Source organism: Luteimonas sp. S4-F44, assembly GCF_022637415.1.
Taxonomy (GTDB): Bacteria; Pseudomonadota; Gammaproteobacteria; order Xanthomonadales; family Xanthomonadaceae; genus Luteimonas.
Map to the genome: position 1 here is coordinate 1,294,414 of NZ_CP093340.1, position 21,206 is coordinate 1,315,619.

The 21,206-nt window shown below is 69.0% G+C and carries 13 protein-coding genes; 10 read left to right on the forward strand and 3 right to left on the reverse strand.

Annotation, left to right across the window (positions count from 1 at the left end):
• Nucleotides 1-19: 19 nt before the first annotated feature.
• Entirely contained in the window at nt 20-2,275 is a 2,256-nt protein-coding gene (katG, locus tag MNO14_RS05910; protein ID WP_241945799.1) for a catalase/peroxidase HPI, read from the reverse strand.
• A 510-nt stretch (nt 2,276-2,785) separates the two neighbouring features.
• On the opposite strand from katG, the gene MNO14_RS05915 reads away from it, so the two are divergent.
• From MNO14_RS05915 to bktB, 10 genes are all read left to right on the forward strand, one after another.
• On the forward strand, nt 2,786-5,044 hold the full coding sequence (locus MNO14_RS05915; protein WP_241945800.1) for a TonB-dependent receptor: 2,259 nt from the start codon (nt 2,786-2,788) through the stop codon (nt 5,042-5,044).
• Nucleotides 5,044-6,381 (forward strand): MFS transporter, encoded by a 1,338-nt coding sequence (locus MNO14_RS05920; protein ID WP_241945801.1) that lies wholly within the window; start codon nt 5,044-5,046, stop codon nt 6,379-6,381. The genes MNO14_RS05915 and MNO14_RS05920 overlap by 1 nt, the downstream gene beginning before the upstream one ends.
• Nucleotides 6,378-8,021 carry a carboxylesterase family protein gene (locus MNO14_RS05925; protein WP_241945802.1) on the forward strand — a complete coding sequence of 548 codons (1,644 nt, stop codon included), beginning with the start codon at nt 6,378-6,380 and terminating at the stop codon, nt 8,019-8,021. Before MNO14_RS05920 ends, MNO14_RS05925 begins: the two co-directional genes overlap by 4 nt.
• On the forward strand, nt 8,012-9,619 hold the full coding sequence (locus tag MNO14_RS05930; protein WP_241945803.1) for an AMP-binding protein: 1,608 nt from the start codon (nt 8,012-8,014) through the stop codon (nt 9,617-9,619). Before MNO14_RS05925 ends, MNO14_RS05930 begins: the two co-directional genes overlap by 10 nt.
• Nucleotides 9,620-9,763: 144 nt before the next feature.
• Complete coding sequence (locus MNO14_RS05935) at nt 9,764-10,399, forward strand: TetR/AcrR family transcriptional regulator (protein ID WP_241945804.1); 636 nt, start codon at nt 9,764-9,766, stop codon at nt 10,397-10,399.
• A gap of 49 nt (nt 10,400-10,448) precedes the next feature.
• Nucleotides 10,449-11,327 carry an SDR family NAD(P)-dependent oxidoreductase gene (locus MNO14_RS05940; protein WP_241945805.1) on the forward strand — a complete coding sequence of 293 codons (879 nt, stop codon included), beginning with the start codon at nt 10,449-10,451 and terminating at the stop codon, nt 11,325-11,327.
• A gap of 79 nt (nt 11,328-11,406) precedes the next feature.
• On the forward strand, nt 11,407-13,485 hold the full coding sequence (locus MNO14_RS05945; protein WP_241945806.1) for a 3-hydroxyacyl-CoA dehydrogenase NAD-binding domain-containing protein: 2,079 nt from the start codon (nt 11,407-11,409) through the stop codon (nt 13,483-13,485).
• Nucleotides 13,478-14,272 carry an SDR family oxidoreductase gene (locus tag MNO14_RS05950; protein WP_241945807.1) on the forward strand — a complete coding sequence of 265 codons (795 nt, stop codon included), beginning with the start codon at nt 13,478-13,480 and terminating at the stop codon, nt 14,270-14,272. Before MNO14_RS05945 ends, MNO14_RS05950 begins: the two co-directional genes overlap by 8 nt.
• Before the next feature lie 2 nt (nt 14,273-14,274).
• A complete protein-coding gene (locus MNO14_RS05955) occupies nt 14,275-16,071 on the forward strand; it encodes an acyl-CoA dehydrogenase (RefSeq protein ID WP_241945808.1) in 1,797 nt (598 codons plus the stop codon).
• Nucleotides 16,072-16,083: 12 nt separating this feature from the next.
• A complete protein-coding gene (bktB, locus tag MNO14_RS05960) occupies nt 16,084-17,262 on the forward strand; it encodes a beta-ketothiolase BktB (protein WP_241945809.1) in 1,179 nt (392 codons plus the stop codon).
• A gap of 97 nt (nt 17,263-17,359) precedes the next feature.
• Here bktB and mutS read toward each other — a convergent pair whose 3' ends face one another.
• The gene (mutS, locus tag MNO14_RS05965; RefSeq protein ID WP_241945810.1) at nt 17,360-19,957 is read right to left on the reverse strand and encodes a DNA mismatch repair protein MutS; all 2,598 of its coding nucleotides are present in this window, start codon (nt 19,955-19,957) and stop codon (nt 17,360-17,362) included.
• A gap of 66 nt (nt 19,958-20,023) precedes the next feature.
• A complete protein-coding gene (locus MNO14_RS05970) occupies nt 20,024-21,154 on the reverse strand; it encodes a cytochrome c peroxidase (RefSeq protein WP_241945811.1) in 1,131 nt (376 codons plus the stop codon).
• Nucleotides 21,155-21,206: the final 52 nt, after the last annotated feature.

Here is a 21,206-nt window from a genome sequence, read left to right on the forward strand (position 1 = left end):
TTGCCTGCAGTGAGACAGCTCAGCGCAGGTCGAACCGGTCGAGCTGCATCACCTTCGCCCAGGCCGCGACGAAGTCATCGACGAATTTGTCCTGGGCATCGTCGCTGGCATAGACCTCGGCCAGTGCGCGCAGCACGGCATTGGACCCGAACACCAGGTCGACGCGGGTGCCGGTCCACTTCACCGCACCGCTTCGACGATCGCGTCCCTCGAACACGTCGCGCGCCTTGGAGCGGGGCGACCAGGCGGTGTCCATGTCGAGCAGGTGGACGAAGAAGTCGTTGCTCAGCACGCCGGGGCGGTCGGTGAACACGCCGTGCCGGGCATCGTCGACGCCGATGTCGAGCACACGCAGGCCGCCGATGAGCACGGTCAGTTCGGGCGCGGTCAGCGTCAGCAGTTGCGCCCGGTCGATCAGCAGCGCTTCGGAGGGAATCGCTGAAGCGCCGGCCAGATAATTGCGGAAGCCGTCGGCGTGCGGCTCGAGCACCGAGAATGCGTCGACATCGGTCTGCGCCTGGGACGCGTCGGTGCGACCGGGCGAGAACGGCACGGTCACCTCGTGCCCACCGGCCTTCGCTGCCTCCTCGATGCCGGCATTGCCTGCGAGCACGATCAGATCGGCGAGCGAGATCTGCTTGCCGCCCGGCGCGTCGAGATTGAACGCGCGCTGGAGGCGCTGCAGCACGTCGAGCACCCGCGCCAGTTGGTCGGGGCGATTGACCGGCCAGTCCTTCTGCGGCGCCAGGCGGATGCGTGCACCATTGGCGCCGCCGCGCTTGTCGCTGCCCCGGAACGTGGACGCCGAGGCCCACGCAGTGCCGACCAGCTCGGACACCGTCAAGCCAGACGCCAGCACCTGGGCCTTGAGCGTGGCGACGTCGGCCGCGTCGATCAACGGGTGCTCGGCCTCGGGCAGCGGGTCCTGCCAGAGCAGCGTTTCCTTCGGGACCTCGGGGCCGAGGTAGCGCGCGCGCGGGCCCATGTCGCGGTGGGTCAGCTTGAACCAGGCGCGGGCGAAGGCGTCGGCGAACGCCTGTGGGTTCTCGAGAAAGCGGCGCGAGATCTTGCCGTACGCGGGATCGAAGCGCAGTGCAAGGTCGGTGGTCAGCATGCGCGGCCGGTGCTTCTTCACTGGGTCATGCGCATCGGGGACGATGTCGCCAGCATCGCGGGCCACCCACTGGTGCGCACCGGCGGGGGATTTCTCCAGTTCCCATTCGAAGCCGAAGAGGTTTTCGAAGAAGTTGTTGCTCCACAGTGCCGGCGTCGTCGTCCAGGTCACTTCCAGGCCACTGGTGATCGTGTCGCCGCCCTTGCCCGAGCCGAAGCTGCTGCGCCAACCCAGCCCCTGTTCCTCCAGCTCGGCCGCTTCGGTTTCCGCGCCGACATGCTCGGCGGGGCCCGCGCCGTGGGTCTTGCCGAAGGTGTGGCCGCCGGCGATCAATGCGACCGTCTCCTCATCGTCCATCGCCATGCGGCCGAAGGTGTCGCGGATATCTTGCGCGGCGAGCAGCGGGTCGGGGTTGCCGTCCGGACCTTCGGGATTGACGTAGATCAGGCCCATCTGCACCGCGGCCAGCGGGCGTTCGAGCCGGCGGGTGTGGACGTCGCCGTCGGCATCGTCGTCGGACACCAGGACCGCCGTGTCGCCCGGCTTCTCGACGCCTTCCGAACCATGCGCGTAGCGCACGTCGCCGGCGAGCCAGGTCGTTTCGCGGCCCCAGTACACGTCCTGGTCGGGTTCCCAGGTGTCCTCGCGCCCGGCGGCGAAGCCGAAGGTGCGAAAGCCCATCGTCTCTAGCGCCACGTTGCCGGTGAGGATCAGCAGGTCCGCCCACGAGATCCGCCGACCGTACTTGCGCTTGATCGGCCACAGCAGGCGGCGGGCCTTGTCGAGATTGACGTTGTCGGGCCAGCTGTTGAGCGGGGCGAAGCGCTGTTGGCCCCGGCCGCCGCCGCCGCGGCCGTCGCCGGTGCGGTAAGTCCCGGCTGCGTGCCAGGCCATGCGGATGAACAAGGGGCCGTAGTGGCCGAAATCGGCCGGCCACCAGTCCTGGGAGTCGGTCATCAGTGCGCGCAGGTCGCGCTTGAGGCCGTGGTAGTCGAGTTTTTCGAACTCGGCCGCGTAATCGAAATCCGGGCCCATGGGGTCGGACTTGGCGGAGTGCTGGCTGAGCAGATCGACACGCAACTGGTTGGGCCACCAGTCGCGGTTGCTCGTGCCCTGGACCGCGGCGTCGTGATGGAAGGGGCATTTCGCTTCGGTGGACATGCGGGCGTTCTCCTCGGGTCGTCGGCTGGAGATCGCGACGGATCCACGGGCCGGTGCAACGGTGGGCATCGACGACGCACGGCCGGGGCGGGCGTCGGGTGCAGGCAGTGGCAATGCCGGCGACGCATCCACAGCGGCGATGTGTGCTGGCGTCGACGAGATTGGCGCCACCGTGCATGAAAGGGAAATTGATTGTTCGCCCCTATTCGATAGGGCATTGCTATCGGCGTGTCCTTGCGCTCGATCGCCTGCGGCGAGCCGGCGAGGCGACATGTCGATACCCGCGGTGGTGGAAGATCGATGGCGCACACGAAAATCTTAGATAAGTAATTGATATTGAAGGAATAGCCTGCAATCAAAAGATACTCACATTCTAGTGAGTGAGTATTGACGGCGGCTGTCGGCGGGCGTACTGTCGGCTCGGAAACAACGTGCTGATAGCAGTATCTCTTGGGAGGGAGAGCCTGTATGAGAAGTCGTTTGTTCGCTGCCGCGTCCGTGGCGGCATTTTTGGCTGTACCCGTCTCCGCGCTGGCACAAGCCACCGCCGATGCGCTCGAGGTCGACAATTCCCGGCGCGATGCCCGGGATCCGGCCAAGCAACTGGACACGGTTGTCGTCACCGCCACGCGCCGCAGCGAACCGCTGCAGGACGTGCCGATCAGCGTCACCGCAATGTCGCAGGACGAACTGGATGCGAAGGGCATCGTCGGCTACGAGGGGCTGGCGCATGAAACGCCCGGCGTGGTGTTGAACCGGGCCAGTGCGAACTTCAACAACTTCACCGCGCGCGGTATCGCCACCAACGGCTACAACGCCAACTTGCAGAGCACGGTGGCGATCTATGTCGACGAGCTGCCGATTTCGGCCAACGGCAACTCGACCATCCTCGATCCGAGCCTGTACGACGTGGAGCGCGTCGAATTCCTGCGCGGGCCACAGGGCACGCTGTTCGGGTCGGGCTCGCTGGCAGGCGCACTGCGCATCCTGACCCACGCGCCGGATCCCAACGTGTTCGAGGGCTCGGTCCTGGCCGACGTCGGCATCACCGGCTCGAGCTCGCTGCGCCAGCGCTACAACGCGATGCTGAACGTGCCGCTGGTCGAGGACCGGCTGGCCCTGCGCGTCGTTGGTTTCTCGCGCGACGAGGAAGGCTACATCGACAACGCGGGCACCGGGATCGACAAGGCCAATGCGCTGGAGAGCTGGGGCGGCCGGGCCACGCTGCTATGGGAACCCACCGACCGCATGTCGTTGCAGTTCCGGCTCTCGCGCGAGGAGAGCACGCCGAAGGATTCGTCACTGGTCAATCCCGATCGCGGCGAAGACACGCGCTATTCCGATCGTCCGGATCTGTTCTCGGGGGTGATGACGACCCAGAACGTGACGCTCGGCTACCAGTTCGACAGCGCGAAGCTGACCAGTTCGTCGACATGGTCCGACTACAAGGCGCTGTTCAACGTCGATCTGGCCGGCACCTACGGTCAGGCGTTCGCCTTCGCATTGGACGCCCCTGGCGAGGTCGAGACCTTCGTGCAGGAAGTGCGCCTGGTGTCGGACACCAGCGGACCGCTCGACTGGGTGCTGGGCGGCTTCTACTACAAGCGCGACCGCGATGTGCATTACGGCTACCGCTCCAACGAAGCGTATCTGGCCGAAAGTGGCATCACCGGCCTGTCCGACGTGTACTACCTGCGCTACGACACCTTCGACCGGTTGACCGAACGTGCGCTGTTCGGCCAGTTGACCTATCGCTTCACCGACGATGTCTGGACGACGGTCGGCCTGCGCTACGGCAGCACCGAGGCGCAGGGCTTCACGCGGGCGGGCGGCTACGGCAGCGACTACCTGACGCTGGCCTACGCCTGCAGCTTTCTCGGCGTCTGCGGCCAACCGGTGACGATCGCGCCCGTCCCGGCGGCCGAGGGTGCCAAGGCCAAGGAAAGCGGTCCGTCCTATCGAGTGAGTGCGTCGTGGCGGCCGACGCCGTCGATCACCACGTACGCCGCGGTAGCGACCGGCTTCCGCGCACCGGTGGTCAATGCTCGCGCCGGCAGCATCAGCGTGCTCGATCCAGGTGATCTGGTGATTCCGGCCGGTGCCGATTCCGACGAGCTGATCAGCTACGAGCTGGGCATGAAGGGACGCTGGCTGGGCGGTCGCCTGACGGCGAACCTCGCGCTGTTCCAGATCGACTGGAACGATATCCAGGTCCAAGCCAACCGCGTCTCCGATCAGGTGCAGTTCGCCACCAACATCGGCGGTGCCTACAGTCGTGGACTCGAGTTCGAGTTCATGACGATGCCGAACGCGAACTGGACGATCGCGCTCAACGGAGCGTTCAACCGGGCCCGGGTGGACACGCTGTCGAGCGAAGAAGCGGCGGTCTCGGGTGCGGTGATGGGGGCGCGTCTGTCGGGTCCCGAATTCAGCGGATCATTGACGGTCAACTATGGATTCGACGCCTTCGGCGGTGCGGCCGGCAACGCCTCGCTGGCCGTGGTGCACGTGGGCGGCTTTCCCGCGTCGTTCCCGAACGTGCCCGGCCGGCCCGGCGTGATCAGCCCCACGTTCGACAGCACCGATGACTACACCCTGGTCAACGCCAGCGTGGCCGCGGCGTTCGACCGCATCACCATCGGGCTCTACGCGGAGAACCTGTTCGACGACCGCTCGGTCACCTACGTGCACCCCGAGGCCTTCATCGACAGCCGCTACGGTGTGGTCCGGCCGCGGACGGTCGGCGTGCGGCTGGGGTACCGGTTCTGATGGCCGGCATTCCGCTGTCACCGGTGGTGCCGGCGTCCGCTGTGACGCGTCCGGGCGCGCGCGCCTGGGCCGTTCTGGCGATCCTGTGCTTCGTCTACGTGCTGAACTTCCTCGATCGCCAGTTGCTGTCGATCCTGGCCAAGCCGATCCAGGACGAGTTGGGCGTCACCGACGGCCAGCTCGGGCTGCTGGGCGGGCTGTACTTCGCGATGTTCTACTGCATCCTCGCGATCCCGGTCGGCTGGCTGGCCGACCGCACCAACCGGGTCAAGGTGCTGGCGTTGTCGTGCGGGCTGTGGAGCGCGGCCACCGCCGCCTGCGGTGTGGCGGCGAGCTATCCGCAGCTTGCCGCGGCGCGCATGGCCGTGGGGGTCGGGGAGGCGGGCGGCGTCCCGCCGTCGTACGCGATCATCTCGGACTATTTCCCCTCTGGCACGCGCGGCATGGCGTTGAGCCTATTCAACCTGGGGCCGCCGATCGGGCAGGCGTTGGGCGTGGCCTTCGGCGCGTCGATCGCGGCGGCGTACTCGTGGCGATCGGCGTTCGTCTGGGTCGGTGTGGTCGGCGTGGTCACCGCGCTGATCATCTGGTGCTTCGTGCGCGAGCCCAGGCGCGGCGGCCTCGACGCCAAACCCGCGGCACCGGTCGTTCCCCGGGCGGCCGCTGCGAACGCACCGGGCAAGCCGGGCTTCTGGGGCACCTGCCGGATGTTCTTCACCCATCCGGTGCTGCTGCGGGTCGCCCTGGCCTGCGCGGCGACCCAGTTCATCACCTACGGCTCGATGAACTTCACCGTGCTGTTCCTGATGCGCGAGAAGGGCATGGCGCTGGGCGACGTGGCGGTCTGGTACGCGCTGCTGGTGCTGCTGGGCGTCAGCGCGGGCATGCTGACGTCCGGGCGCCTGATCGATCGCCTGGTGCCGCGCAACAAGGCGGCCTACGCCTATGTGCCGGCCGCCGGTCTGGCGCTGGCGGTGCCGTTGTTCGTCGGCTTTGTCTGGGCACCGGGCTGGCCGTTGGCACTGGTGTTTCTGCTGCTGCCGATGGGGCTGAACTACTTCTACCTGTCGCCGGCGGTCACGCTGGTCCAGGAGGAGGTGCGGCCCGACCAGCGCGTGCTCGCGGGCGCGCTGCTGCTGCTGGTGATGAATCTGGTCGGGCTCGGTCTGGGGCCGACCTATCTGGGCTTTGCCAGCGACCACTTCCGCGCGACTCATCCCGACAATTCGCTGCAGATGGCCTTCTACACGCTGGCGCCGTTCTACGGCGTGGCGATCGGCCTGTTCCTGTGGCTGGCCCGGGCGCTGAAACAGCAATCCAAGGAGGCTGCATCATGATCCGATCGATCTTGTCCATGCTCGTGGGCGCGGCTGCGCTGTGGCTGGCCGCGCCGGTGACCGCTGCGCAGGCGCCGGTTGCCAGGACGCCGGATGGCGCCCTGCGCGGCGAGGCTCTGGAGACGGTGGATGTTTACCGGGGCATCCGCTATGCGCAGGCGCCGACCGGTCGCCTGCGCTGGCGGCCGCCGGTGGCGGCGACGCCGTGGCGCGACACGCGCGATGCGACCCGCTTCGGGCCGGCATGCCACCAGCCGCCCTCGATGCCGGGCAGCCTCTACGCACCGGCGGCGCCACCGGCCATGAGCGAGGACTGCTTGTCGCTGAACATCTGGGCGCCGCGTGATGCCGGCAAAGCACCGGTGTTCGTCTGGATTCACGGCGGGTCGCTGACCGGCGGGGCAGGCAGCGAACCGATGTACGACGGCGCGCGCCTGGCCGCGCACGGTGTGGTGGTCGTGACGTTCAACTACCGGCTCGGCGCGCTGGGCTACCTGGCCCATCCGCAGCTCAGTGAAGAATCGCCGGACGGCGTGTCGGGCAACTACGGTCTGCTGGATCAGATCGAGGCGTTGCGCTGGGTCGAACGCAATATCGCGGCGTTCGGGGGCGATCCGGGCAACGTCACCATCGCCGGCGAATCGGCCGGTGCGCTCAGCGTGATGTACCTGATGGCCGCACCCGCCGCGCGAGGGCTGTTCCACAAAGCAATTGCGCAGAGCGCCTACATGATTTCGACCCCGGCCTTGCGCGAGACCGCGCACGGCACGCCGTCGGCCGAGGACGCCGGATTGGCGCTCAGCCGCAAGATCGGGGTGCGCGGGCTCGCACGCCTGCGCGGCATGGACGCGCAGGCGCTGACCGTGCAGGCGGCGCTGGCCGGCTTCCTCCCGCTGGGCACGGTCGATGGCAACGTCCTGCCCGACCAGATCGTCGACATCTTCGACAGCGGCCGGCAGGCACCGGTGCCGATCCTGGCTGGGTTCAACGCGGGCGAGATCCGCTCGCTGCGCTTCCTGTTGCCGCCCAAACCGGCCGACGCCGCCGCCTATGAGAAGACGATCCGCGCCAGCTACGGCGATCTGGCCGACGCGATGCTCGCACGCTACCCGGCCTCGGATCTGGAGGAGGCCATGCTGGCGACGACCCGCGACGCGATGTACGGCTGGACCGCCGAACGTCTGGTGCGCAAGCAGACGGCGCTCGGCCAGTCGGGGTTCCTGTACTTCTACGACCACGGATATCCCGCGACCGATACCGCCGGGCTGCACGCGTTCCACGCCAGCGAACTGCCGTATGTCTTCGGCACCCTGGATCGCACTTCGCCCAATTGGCCCCGGATTCCCGACACCGCGGGCGAGCGCGCGCTGTCGGACGCGATGGTGGGGTACTGGGCCGCCTTCGCGCGCGACGGCCGGCCGGCCGCCGACGGTGCGCCGGCGTGGCGGGCCTACGGCGACGCGCGCGCCTACATGGCCTTCAAGGCCGAGCCGCGTCCGGGCGAACACCTCATGCCGGGCATGTACGAGCTGGTCGAAACCGTCGTGTGCCGGCGCCGCGCCAAGGGTGATCTGCCCTGGCACTGGAACGTCGGCCTGGCCGCGCCGCCGTTGCCCGCCGGAGTGACTGGATGTCCGTGATCCACGGGGAGATGCAGCGCTATGCGCTGACCCTCGACAAGTTCCTGGCGCATGCGGCCAAGTGGCATCCCGACGCGGAGGTGGTCAGTGCCCGCGATGGTGATGGCGCCGATCGGATCGGCTATGCGCAGTTGCAGCAGCGCAGCCAACAGGTGTCGGCGGTACTGGCCGGTCTGGGCGTGGGCCACGGCGACGTGGTCGCGACCCTGGCATGGAACACGCGCGCTCATGTCGAGGTTTGGTATGCGGTGATGGGCATGGGGGCGGTCTGCCACACCCTCAATCCGCGCCTGGGCGACGCGCAGCTGGTCGAAATGCTGGACAAATCCCAGGCACGGGTGCTGATCGTCGCCCACGATCTCGCACCGGTGGCGCATCGCCTCGCCGCGCAGGCGCGTGCGATCGAGCGCGTGCTGTCGATCGACGGCGCGGCGGGCGAGGGCGGCGATGCGCCGGCGATCACGCCGCTGTACGCGCTGCTCGAGGCGGCGGGCGGGGCGTACGCATGGGGCAATTTCGACGAGCACGCGCCCTGCGGCCTGTGCTTCACCTCGGGCACGACCGGTGCCCCCAAAGGCGTCACCTACACCCATCGCGGCAATTTCCTGCATACGCTGCGCACGCTGCAGGCCGATGCGATGGCGCTTTCGAACCGGGACAGTGTGCTGCTCGCGGTGCCGATGTTCCATGCCAATGGTTGGGGCGTGCCATTCGCCACGCCTGCTGTGGGCGCGCGCTTGGTCCTGCCCGGGCGGCATCTGGATGGCGCCCGCCTGGCCGCGCTGATCAACGCCGAGTCGGTGACCGTGGCGGTGGGGATCGCCACGGTCTGGCTGGCGCTGGTCGAGCACCTGGAAGCGACCGGTGGGCAGACGCCTTCGCTGCAGCGGGTCGTCGTCGGGGGGGCGCCCTTGGCGCCGGCGCTGATGCAGCGGATCGAGCAGCGGCTGGGCGCGACGGTGCAGACCAGTTGGGGCATGACCGAGTTGTCGCCGACGGGCACCGTGGCCGCGCCGGATGACCCGGCACGCGCGGCGCATCGCGCCGGGCGGCCGGCGATCGGCATGGACCTGCTGCTGACCGACGCCGATGGCGTCGCGCTGCCCGAACAGCGCGACACCGAGGGGCACCTGCGCGTGCGCGGTGCGAGCGCGATTCAGCGTTACTTCGGCGACACCCGGCCGGCGGTCGACGAGGCCGGCTGGTTCCCGACCGGCGATCTGGCGCGGATCGATCGCGCGGGCCACCTGATGATCACCGGACGCGCCAAGAACCTGATCAAGTCCGGCGGCGAATGGATCAATCCTGCCGAGATCGAAGAGATCGTCGGCGCGTTCCCGGACGTCTCGCTCGCGGCGGTCATCGGGCGCGAACACCCGAAATGGGGCGAGCGCCCCGTGCTGCTGGTGGAGATGCGCGAAGGCAGCGCGACCACCGACGCGGCGCTGCTCGCGTCGCTGCGCGCCCGCGTGGTCTCGTGGTGGGTGCCCGATTCGGTGATCCGGTTGGCACGCATGCCTTTGGCAGCGACCGGTAAAATTGACAGAATGCGCTTGAGAGCCGAATTCGGCGGCGCAGGCGGAGACCCCGGGGCATGAGGCCCCGACGCGGCGCACGCCGGGCGACGAGTTGGAGACGGCAACGTGCAGAAGGACGCGATTTCCCCGCCCGGGAAAGCGAGCAAGGCCAAGCGGGGCAGATCGGGAGCGAAGCGTCCGACCAAGGCCGAGCAGCGCGCGGAGATGACCGAGCAGATTCTCGATGTGGCCGAGCACCTGTTCTCCCGGGATGGCTTCTACGGCGTGACGCTCAAGGACGTGGCCAAGCGCGTCGGCGTGCACCACACCCTGCTCAACTACTACTTCAACGACAAGCAGACGCTGTTCGATGCGGTCATCGCGCGCCGGGCGGGTGTGACCAGCAGCGCGCGCATGCGTGCGCTCGATGCCTACGAGGCGACCTGCGGCGACACGCCGACGCTCGAGGGCGCGTTGCACGCCTTCCTCGACACCGACCTGGATCTCTACAGCCAGGGCGGCGAGAACTGGAAGAGCTACGGCGCGCTCGGTGCGCTGATGTCCAACACCCCGCACGGTGGCGAGTTGATGGACAAGCATTTCGATCCGGTGGTGTTGCGCCTGATCGCGTTGCTCAAGAGGGCGATGCCCGAGTGCGCCGAAGAGGATCTGTTCTGGGGCTATCACTTCGTGACCGGCGCGCTGATGTTGACGCTGGCACGCACCGGCCGCATCGACCGGCTCTCGGGCGGCCTGTGTCGATCGGACGACTACGAAGCGGTCAAGGCGCGCATGGCGACGTTCATGGCCGCCGGCTTCCGGGCGATCGGCGAGCGACGGGACAACGACGCGGCGGGCTGAGTCCGCACACCGCCCCGTCGGTTCTTTCATACAGACGGGGAATGCAGCAATGCCATTGAAGCAACGTGTCGCCATCATCACCGGCGCCGGCGGCGGACTGGGCCGCCAGCACGCGCTCTACCTGGCGCGCAAGGGCGCGCGGGTGCTGATCAACGATCTGGTGGCCGAGCCGGCCGACGCGGTGGCTGACGAGATCCGCGCGGCGGGTGGCGAGGCCATCGCTGTCGCCACCTCCGTGACCGACGCGGCTGGTGTCGAGGCGATGGCGGCACGCGCCATCGAGGCCTGGGGGCGTATCGATATTCTGGTGAACAACGCCGGCATCCTGCGCGACAAAAGCTTCGCCAAGATGACGATCGACGACTTCCGCCGGGTCGTGGACGTGCACCTGATCGGCACGGCGATCTGCTGCAAGGCGGTCTGGGACACGATGCGCGCGCAGCAGTACGGCCGCATCGTCATGACGACCTCCTCATCGGGTCTGTACGGCAACTTCGGCCAGGCCAACTACGGCGCGGCCAAGATGGCGCTGGTCGGGCTGATGCAGACCCTGGCCATCGAAGGGGCCAAGTGCGGCATCCGCGTCAACAGCCTGGCGCCGACGGCCGCCACCGGCATGACCGCGGGTGTGCTGCCCGATGACAGCCTGCGCGCGCTGGACCCGGCGCTCGTCAGCCCGGCGCTGCTGCCGCTGGTCGTCGAGGACGCGCCGACGCGCGCCATCGTTTGTGCCGGCGCCGGGCATTTCGCCCGCGCCTACGTGACGCTGACCCAAGGGCGCCAGTTGGGCGCGAACGCGGGTGAGCGCCTGATCGCCGAATGGGACGCGATGTCCGATCCGACCGGGCAGATCGTCCCGGACTACGGATTCGTCCAGGCCGAACGCGAGGTGGCCAGCGCGCGCCCGGCGGACGCTGTCTCGACGTGACCTCTGCCCGGCGTCCGCGTGCGGCGGTGACGCCGTCGCCGCCCGTTCCCCTGTCCTCCAAGCACTGTCGGAGAGCGCCATGCCCATCCTGACGACCCGGCACGACGCGTGCGTCGTACTTGAGTTCTCCTCGCCCCCGGTCAATGCCCTCGGGCGTGAGCTGGCCGAGGCGCTGGCCCGCGACATCGTGAACGTCGGGTCCGAACCGGGGACGCGCGCCATCGTCCTGACCGGGGCGGGCAGGCTGTTCTGCGCGGGTGCGGATGTCGCCGAACTCGGTCGTCAGCCCGGTCCGGCAGCGGCGATCCGCGCGTTGATCGAGACCGTGGAGGCCTCTCCGGTGCCGGTCGTCGCCGCCATCCACGGCTTGGCCTATGGCGGCGGCCTCGAACTGGCGCTGGCCTGTCATGCCCGCGTGGCGACGCCCGATGCGCGTTTCGCATTTCCCGAGGTGACGCTGGGTCTGCTGCCGGGGGCTGGTGGCACCCAGCGCACGCCACGCCTGACGGGTGTGGCGGCGGCGCTGTCGCTGTTGATGGACGGCAAGCCGATCGCGGCGGACCGAGCCTTGGCCATCGGCTTGATCGATGCGATCGCCGATGGCGACCTGCGCCTGTGTGCGGCCGGGTATGCGCGCACGCTGGGCGAGGAATGGGGGCGGGTCCGCGATCGCAGTGTGCCGTTGGACGGCGCGAAGGCGGCGATCGCGTCGGCGCGCGAAGCGGCGGGCCGGCGCCGCGATGGTGGTGCGGCCGCGGCCATCGTCGATTGCGTCGAAGCGGCGATCGCGCACACCTTCGATGCCGGCCTCGCCTTCGAACGCCGCCTGTTCGAGACCTTGCTCGCCGATCCCGCATCGCGCGGCTTGCGGCATGTCTTTCTGGCCGAGCGCGCAGCGGCGCGGCTGCCCGCGCCCTTGGCCGGCGGTGCCGCGCGACCGGTCGGCAAGGTCGCGGTCATCGGCGCCGGCGTGATGGGATCGGGAATCACCACGGCCCTGCTGGCCGCGGGCCTGCCGGTCGCGCTGGTCGACCCCGAACCCGCGGCGCTGGAACGGGCCATCTCCCGGGTCGGCGAGGCGTTTCGCCGTGACGAACAGAAAGGGCGCATGTCCGGCGAGGTCGTGCAGGCGCGGCTGGCCGCGTTGGCGACGACCACTGAGATCGAAGCCGCGGTCGCCGATGCGGACCTGGTGATCGAGGCGGTGTTCGAAGACATGGCGGTCAAGCGCGAGGTGTTCGCAGTGCTCGATCGCGCGGCGAAACCCGGCGCGATCCTCGCCAGCAACACCTCGACCCTGGACGTCGACGCCCTTGCCGATGGGGTCCGCGATCCCGGACGTGTGCTGGGGCTGCACTTCTTCAGCCCCGCCAATGTGATGCGCCTGGTCGAGATCGTGCGCGGCGCCCGCACGCGCCCCGAGGTGCTGGGCACGGCGATGGCGTTCGTGCGCAGGATCGGCAAAGTCGGTGTGGTCGCCGGGGTCTGCGACGGCTTCATCGGCAACCGGATGTTCGAGGAACTGCTGCGGCAGGCCTACTTCCTGCTCGAGGCGGGTGCGCTGCCGCAGCAGGTGGATCGTGCGATGGAGGACTTCGGTTTTGCGATGGGACCGTTTCGAGTCATGGACCTGGCCGGTCAGGATATCGGCTGGCGGATCCGCCAGCGTCGCGCGATCGAGCAGCCCGAACGTCCGTATTCGGTGATTCCCGACCGGATCTGCGAGCTTGGGCGCTTCGGTCAAAAAACCGGGGCTGGTTTCTATCGCTATCCCGACGGACGCAAGGCCGTGGTGGACCCGGACATCGATGCCCTGGTGATCGCGTACTCGCGCGAGATCGGCATCGAACGTCGCACGATTGCCGACAACGAGATCGTCGAGCGCTGCGTGTTGGCGCTGGTCAACGAGGGCGCGCGCCTGCTGGATGAGGGGATCGCCTGGCGCGCGGCCGACATTGACGTGGTGTGGACGGCGGGCTATGGCTTTCCGGCGACGCGCGGTGGCCCGATGTTCTATGCCGAGCAGATCGGTTTGTCGCAGGTGTTGGCATCGATCGAGCGCTTCGCCGCCGGCGATCACAGCTGGGCCTGGCAACCGGCCGATCTGCTGCGGCGACTGGCACGCACGCACCGTGGTTTCGGAGACGCCGATGACTAATCTTCCATCCCGATCGCTCGCCGCGTTGTTCGATCTCGGCGGCCAGGTCGCCCTCGTCACCGGCGGGTCGCGCGGGCTCGGCCTGCAGATTGCCGAAGCGTTGGGCGAGTACGGCGCGCGGATCGTGCTTGCGGCGCGCAGGACCGCCGATCTCGATGCTGCGGTGACGCACCTGGGCGCGCTCGGCATCGCCGTGGACGCGATCGCCTGCGACCTTGCAACGCCGGACGCCGCAGACGCACTGGTCGCGCAGGTCATGCAGCAATGGGGCCGGCTCGACATCCTGGTCAACAATGCCGGCACCAGTTGGGGCGCGCCGATGGAGGACTACCCTCTGGCGGGCTGGCAGAAGGTCATCGACCTGAACCTGACCGGCCTGTTCCTGTTGACCCAGGCCGCCGGTCGCCGCGCGTTCCTGCCGCAAGGGCACGGCAAGGTGCTCAACATCGCCTCGGTCGCAGGGCTGCAGGGCAACTACCCCGGAATGATCGGGACCATCGCCTACAACACCGCCAAGGGTGGGGTGATCAACTTCACCCGCGCGCTCGCCGCCGAGTGGGGGCCCAGGCACATCAACGTCAACGCGATCGCGCCGGGCTACTTTCCCAGCAGACTGGCCGACGCGATGATCGAAGCGCACGGGGATATGATCATCGCGCACACCCCGCTGGGCAGGCTGGGCGGCGAGGACGATCTCAAGGGCGCGGCATTGCTGCTGGTGTCGGCGGCCGGACGGCACATCACCGGCCAGGTGCTGGTGATCGACGGCGGCGCGGCGGTGATCTGAGCATGGCCGTCCCGTTGCTTGACCGTCGCGATCTCGACTTCCTGCTGTTCGACTGGCTGCGGATCGAGTCGCTGCTCGCGTGTCCGTACTATGCCGGACACACGCGCGACACCGTGACCGCCGTGCTCGACCTCAGCGAACGGCTGGCCACCGGCGCCTTCCTGCCTGCACTCAAGCCCAGTGATCGGTACGAGCCGAGACTGACGCCCGATGGGGTCGAACTGGCGCCGGAGGTCGTGGCTGCGGTCCGCCAGTATGCGCAGGCCGGGCTGCTGGCGGGTCCGTTCGCGCAGTCGGTCGAGGGCATGCAGTTGCCACACCTGCTGCATGATGCCTCGCTTGCTTATTGCATGGCGGCCAGCCTCGCGACGGCTGCCTATCCGATGCTCACGATTGCCAATGCGCGTCTGCTGGTCGCGTTCGGCAGCGCAGCGCAAGTGGCGGCATTCGCGCTGCCGCAGATTCGCGGCGAGGCCCTGGGCACGATGTGCCTGTCCGAGCCGCAGGCCGGCTCGTCGCTGGCCGACATCCGCACGCTGGCGGTGCCCGATGGCGAGGACGCGCTGGGGGCGCGTTATCGGTTGCACGGTCACAAAATGTGGATCTCGGCGGGTGACCACGACATCACTCGGGACATCGTGCATCTGGTGCTGGCCAGAACGCCCGATGCGAGCGGCGTGCCGCTGCCGGGCATCGGCGGCATCTCCCTGTTCGTGGTGCCCAAGTGGCTCCCGGACGGCACCCGCAACGACATCGCGGTGGCCGGGCTGAACCACAAGATGGGCTATCGCGGCACGTCCAACTGTCTGCTCAATTTCGGCGAAGGCCTGCACGCGCCGTCGGGGGCGGCAGGCGCGCTCGGATGGCGCGTCGGGAACGCGGGCGAAGGCCTGGCGCAGATGTTCCACATGATGAACGAGGCGCGCACCGGTGTCGGACTCGGGGCCGCCGCGGCCGGCTGCCGTGGGCACTTGCTGTCGGTGGACTACGCGCGCAGTCGGGTGCAGGGGCGCGTGACCTGTGGCGACGGCACCCAGCGGCCGGCCGCGATCATCGAGCATGCGGACGTCAAACGCATGTTGCTGGCGCAGAAGGCCTATGCGGAAGGCGCGCTGGCACTGGTGCTGTACGCCGCGCGCCTGCTGGACGAGCAACAGACAGGTGATGCGAAGCAAGCCGCATATACGGGCCGGCTGCTCGACCTGCTCACGCCCGCGGTCAAGACCTGGCCGTCCGAGTACGGCCTGGCGGCCAACGACCTCGCGATCCAGATCCACGGCGGCTACGGCTACACCCGGGACTACGACGTCGAGCAGCTCTACCGTGACAACCGGCTCAATCCGATCCACGAGGGCACCACCGGCATCCAGGCGCTCGACCTGCTGGGCCGCAAGCTGCTGCGCGACCGCGGCGCGGCATTGGCCGATCTGCGCATACGGGTCGACGCCACCGTGGCCGCGAGCCGCCTGCAGCCGGCGCTGGCGGTGCATGCGGCGCAGTTGGACGCCACATGGGCGCATGTCGGGCAGGTGGTCGAAGCCCTGACGGCATCGGACGGGCCGGACATCCTCGACGATGCGACGCTCGTCCTGTGGTCGTTCGGTCACGCCGTGGTCGCCTGGCTCTGGCTCGACATGGCCTGCCTGTGCACCGAGGGCACGCCGTTCCATCGCGGTAAACGGGCCGCCGCCCGCTATTTCTTCGAGTACGAGCTGCCGAAGGTCGCCGCCTGGCTCGATCAGGCCGCGGCCCGCAGCGATTTGCTGGCGTCGACCACGCCCGACGACTTCCATCCCTGACGAGTCCGCTTCATGACCGACATTTTCATCGTCTCCGGCGTCCGCACTGCGATCGGGACCTTCGGCGGCGCACTCAAGGACACGCCGCCTTCGGTGCTCGGCGTCACCACCGCGCGGGAGGCGATCGCGCGTGCCGGCGTGCCCGTCGATGCCATCGGCCATGCCGTCTATGGCCAGGTGTTGCCGAGCGAGCCGCGCGATGCCTACATGGCGCGCATCGTCGCCATCGAGTCCGGCCTGCCGGTGGAAACGCCCGCGCTGACCGTCAACCGCCTGTGCGGCTCAGGCCTGCAGGCTATCGTGTCGGCGGCACAGGCACTGTGGCTCGGCGACTGTTCGGTGGCACTGGCCGGTGGCGCGGAATCGATGAGCCGCACGCCGTTCTACCTGCACACGCATCGCTGGGGACGCAAGCTCGGCGACGCGGCGCTGGTGGACGGTCTGAACGAAGGCCTGAAGGACCCGTTCGACCACGTGTTGATGGGCGTTACCGCCGAGCATGTCGCGCGACGTCACGGGATCGACCGCGCCCGGCAGGACGCCCTCGCGCTGGAGAGCCACCGGCGCGCCGCGGTCGCCATCGCCGAAGGACGCTTTGACAGCCAGATCGTGCCCGTGCGGGTGGGGCGGCGCGGCCGCGAAACCGACTTTCGCAACGATGAGCACGTGCGCACCGATCTTCGCGCCGACGACCTCGCCGGCCTGCGCCCGGTGTTCCAGGCCGACGGCACGGTGACCGCCGGCAATGCATCGGGCATCAACGACGGCGCCGCCTCGCTGGTGCTGGCCACGGGCGAGGCGGTTCGGCGCCACGACCTCAAACCGCTCGCGCGCCTGGTCGCCTATGCCCATGCCGGCGTCGAGCCGTTGTCCATGGGCATGGGACCGGTGCCGGCCACGCGTGCGGTGCTGGCGCGTGCCGGGCTCGCGGTCGACGCACTGGACGTAATCGAATCCAATGAAGCCTTCGCAGCGCAGGCCTGCGCGGTGTCAGACGCGCTTGCGCTGGATACGGCCAAGGTCAATCCCAACGGCAGCGGCATCGCGCTGGGCCATCCGGTTGGCGCGACCGGCGCGATCATCACCGTGAAGCTGGTGCACGAGTTGCAACGCACGGGCGGCCGTTACGGACTGGCGACCATGTGCATCGGCGGCGGGCAGGGCATTGCCGCGATCTTCGAGCGGACCTGATCGCGGACGCCCTGGCGCGACACGAAGCAGCGGCCCGCGGTGTTCGTCGGCACGCCCGCTCACGCCGATCGCGCATCGCGTGCCGGCAGTCGTCGTCTCAGGCGAGCGCTTTCAGGCGATAGAGCGCTTCCAGCGCCTGCTTGGGCGTCAGTTCGTCGGGGTCGATCCCGGCCAGCGCTTCGACCGCGGCCGAGGGCGGCGCGAACAGGCCGATCTGCTGCGGCGCGCCGAGCGCATCGGCCGACATCGGCGGGGCGGGCGCGTCCTGGCGCCGCTGTTCGAGCTCGGCCAGCCGCGCCCGGGCGTCGCGCACGACTTGTTTGGGCAGGCCGGCCAGCGCCGCGACCTGCAGACCGAAGCTGCGGTCGGCTGGACCGTCCTTGACCGCGTGCATGAACACCAGCGTCTCGTTGCCCTGCTGGTCGCGATGCTCGACTGCGTCCAGATGCACGTTGGCGATGCCACTGCCGGGCTGCGCCAGCGCGGTGAGTTCGAAGTAGTGGGTCGCAAACAGCGTGTAGCTGCGGTTGCGACCGGCGAGGTGACGCGCGCAGGCGTCGGCCAGCGCGAGTCCGTCGTAGGTCGACGTCCCGCGGCCGATCTCGTCCATCAGCACCAGCGACGCGTCGGTGGCGTGGTGGAGGATATAGCTGGTTTCGGCCATCTCGACCATGAAGGTCGACTGGCCCTTGGCGAGATCGTCGCCGGCGCCGATGCGGGTGAGGATGCGGTCGATCGGGCCGATCGTCGCGCGGGCCGCCGGCACGAAGCTGCCGATGTGTGCGAGCAACACAATCAGCGCGTTCTGGCGCATGTAGGTGCTCTTGCCGCCCATGTTCGGGCCGGTGATGACCAGCATCCGCCGGTCGCCGAACTCGGGGCCGTCGCCGAGCACCAGGTCGTTGGGCTCGAACGGCTCGCGCCGCACCGCCTCGACCACCGGATGACGGCCGCGCTCGATGCGCACGCCAGGCTGGGCATCGAGCTGCGGACGCGACCAGTCCAGGGCCTGCGCGCGCTCGGCGAAGCAGGCGAGCACGTCGAGTTCGCTGAGCGCGCCCGCACACTGCTTGAGGGTCTCGAGGCTGGCATTGAGCGCGTCGAGCAACTGTTCGTAGAGCAGGCGTTCTCGGGCCAGCGCGCGCTCGCGCGCCGACAGCACCTTGTCCTCGAACTGTTTGAGTTCCTCGGTGATGTAGCGCTCGGCATTGGTCAGCGTCTGCCGCCGCGTGTAGTGCGCGGGGGCCTTGGCCGAGTGCGCCTTGCCGATCTCGATAAAGTAGCCATGCACGCGGTTGTAGCCGACCTTGAGCGTGGCGATGCCGCTGGCCTCGCGCTCGCGCGCTTCGAGGTCGACGAGGAACTGGTCGGCGTTGGTGCTCAACCGGCGCAGCTCGGCCAACTCGGCATCGTAGTCGTCGGCGAACACGCCGCCGTCGCGCGCGAGCACCGGCGGTTGCTCGACCAGCGCCGTGGTCAGTAGGTGGGCCTGCTCGCCGTGTTCGCCGAGGGCGTCGTGCAATGCGCGCAGGCGCGGCGAATCGATCGCCTGCAACGTGGTGCGCAGGTCGGGTAGCAGCGCCAGGCCGTCGCGCAGCGTAGACAGGTCGCGCGGTCGCGCCGAGCGCAGCGCGATGCGTGTGAGCACGCGCTCCAGGTCGCCGAGCGCGCGGAAGCGCTCGCGCAGGGCGACATCGGCGCCGCCTTCGATCAACGCCTCGACCGCGTGCAGGCGCTCGCCCAGCACGCCGCGATCGCGCAGCGGCCGGTGCAGCCAGCGGCGCAACAGGCGCCCGCCCATCGGCGTGACTGTGCTGTCGAGCACACCGAGCAGGGTGTTGCGCGTGTCGCCGTCGACGCGGGTGTCGAGTTCGAGATGCCGGCGCGTGGCGGCGTTCATCGCGATCGCGCCATCGCCGCTTTCGACTGCGATCGAAGTCAGGTGCGGCAGCCGCTGCTTCTGGGTCTCTTCGACGTAGCCCAGCAACGCGCCGGCTGCCGCGATCGCCAGCGGCCGGTCGTCGATGCCGAAGCCGGTGAGGTCGTGCAGGCCGAAGAACTGCAGCAGCTGGCGGCGGCCCGAATCGGCGTCGAACAGCCACGGCGGTCGCCGGCGCATGCCGCTGCGCTCGCTCAGGAATGCCGGCCAGCCGTCCTCGTCGGGCACCAGCAGCTCGGCCGGGTCGAGCCGCGCCAGCTCGGCCTCCAGCGTGTCCTCGTTGGCGCATTCGCAGACCAGAAAGCGCCCGCCGGCCAGATCCGCCCAGGCCAGGCCGTAATGACCGGCGCGATTGCGCGCGACCGCCATCAACAATGTGTCGCGACGCTCCTGCAACAGCGCCTCGTCAGTCACCGTGCCCGGGGTCACGATGCGCACCACCTTGCGCTCGACCAGCCCCTTGCTCGCGGCCGGGTCGCCGATCTGCTCGCAGATCGCCACCGACTCGCCGAGCGCGACCAGCCGCGCCAGATAGCCTTCGGCCGAATGGTGCGGCACCCCGGCCATCGGGATCGGCGCGCCGGCCGAATTGCCGCGCTGGGTCAGCGTGATGTCGAGCAACCGCGCCGCCTTGCGGGCGTCGTCGTAGAACAGCTCGTAGAAATCGCCCATGCGGAAGAACAACAGCACGTCCGGGTGCTCCGCCTTGGCGGCGAAGAACTGCTGCATCAGGGGCGTGTGTTGGGGGGCGGTCATCGCGTCTCGAAAGGGGCCTGCCGGCCGGCCATTTTGCCTCAACGCCCGATTCCTCGCCGCCGGCCGCTAGAGCTGCTCGAGGAAATCGACGATCGCCTCGATCTCCTCGCGCTGCAGCCCGAGTGGTCGCAGCAGCGGGTCGGGGCGCGGAAACGTCGGATCGTCGCGCTGGGCGGGCGATGGACGCGGCGCCGGCATGCCGGCATCGTACGCGCGCACCACGCCGAGCAGATGCGGGAACAGACCGTTGTGCATGTACGGCGAGGTCCGGGCGACACCGCGCAGCGACGGGGTGCGGAACTTCCCCGCGTCCGCCGGATCGCCGGTGACCTCGTAGCGGCCCAGGTCCTGGCGGCGGCGGCCGTGGAAGTGCAGCCCGAGATTGTGGAACGCGTGGTCGGTCATCTCCGGGCCGCTGTGGCAGTTCATGCAGCGTGCCTTCGTGCGGAAAAGGTGCAGGCCCCACAGCTGGCGATCGTCGAGCTGGTCCGTGCGGCCTGCGAGGAACCGATCCAGCCGTCCGGTGCGCGGTGCGAGGCTGCGCTGGAACGTCGCCAGCGATTTGGCGATCAACTGCGCGTCAATGCGATCGCTGCCGTAGGCGTCCGCGAAGGCAGCGCGATACGCCGGATCGCGCCGCACGCGCCGGATGGCCGTGGCCAGCGACCGGTTCGCCATCTCGCGCCCGTCGACCAGCGGGTGCAGCGCCTGCGCTTCGAGCGATGCCGCCCGACCGTCCCAGAACAGCGTACGCATCCAGGCACTGGTCGCCACCGAGATCGCATTGCGGCGCCCGGTCTGGCGGTCGTGCCCGAACGACACACTGCGCCCGTCGGCCCAGCCCAACTGGGGATCGTGGCAGTTCGCGCACGCGATTTGGCCCGAGCGCGACAGTCTCGGGTCCTCGAACAGACGCTTGCCGAGCGCGATGCGCTGGGGTGTGGACGGATTGTCGGCCGGCGTCGGCGGCGTGCGCGGCAGCGGTGCCAACTCTCGCCAGGCCACGCCCGGATCGACGTGCGGCGCTGGCCAGCGTTCGCTGGGCTGCGTGTAGGCGGCACGCAGGCAGGCCGGCTCGGGCGACGTAAGGATCGCTTGGAGTTGCGCGCGGCAGCGCGGATGCACGTCCGGGTCCGTGCCGCTGTCCGCACCGTTGAAGGCTACGATTGCCAGCGGCCACGCGAGCAGGACGCTCAACACGCCCCCAACAAACGACCGTGGAGCGCGCGACGCTTCGCCGTGGCCCATG

What these genes read in the sequence shown, in the direction of transcription:
- MNO14_RS05940 (WP_241945805.1), top strand. Translation starts at nt 10,449, where the DNA reads ATGCCATTGAAGCAACGTGTCGCCATCATCACCGGCGCCGGCGGCGGA.
- MNO14_RS05945 (WP_241945806.1), top strand. Translation starts at nt 11,407, where the DNA reads ATGCCCATCCTGACGACCCGGCACGACGCGTGCGTCGTACTTGAGTTC.
- MNO14_RS05930 (WP_241945803.1), top strand. Translation starts at nt 8,012, where the DNA reads ATGTCCGTGATCCACGGGGAGATGCAGCGCTATGCGCTGACCCTCGAC.
- MNO14_RS05920 (WP_241945801.1), top strand. Translation starts at nt 5,044, where the DNA reads ATGGCCGGCATTCCGCTGTCACCGGTGGTGCCGGCGTCCGCTGTGACG.
- MNO14_RS05925 (WP_241945802.1), top strand. Translation starts at nt 6,378, where the DNA reads ATGATCCGATCGATCTTGTCCATGCTCGTGGGCGCGGCTGCGCTGTGG.
- MNO14_RS05955 (WP_241945808.1), top strand. Translation starts at nt 14,275, where the DNA reads ATGGCCGTCCCGTTGCTTGACCGTCGCGATCTCGACTTCCTGCTGTTC.
- MNO14_RS05950 (WP_241945807.1), top strand. Translation starts at nt 13,478, where the DNA reads ATGACTAATCTTCCATCCCGATCGCTCGCCGCGTTGTTCGATCTCGGC.
- bktB (WP_241945809.1), top strand. Translation starts at nt 16,084, where the DNA reads ATGACCGACATTTTCATCGTCTCCGGCGTCCGCACTGCGATCGGGACC.
- MNO14_RS05935 (WP_241945804.1), top strand. Translation starts at nt 9,764, where the DNA reads ATGACCGAGCAGATTCTCGATGTGGCCGAGCACCTGTTCTCCCGGGAT.
- mutS (WP_241945810.1), bottom strand. Translation starts at nt 19,957, where the DNA reads ATGACCGCCCCCCAACACACGCCCCTGATGCAGCAGTTCTTCGCCGCC.
- katG (WP_241945799.1), bottom strand. Translation starts at nt 2,275, where the DNA reads ATGTCCACCGAAGCGAAATGCCCCTTCCATCACGACGCCGCGGTCCAG.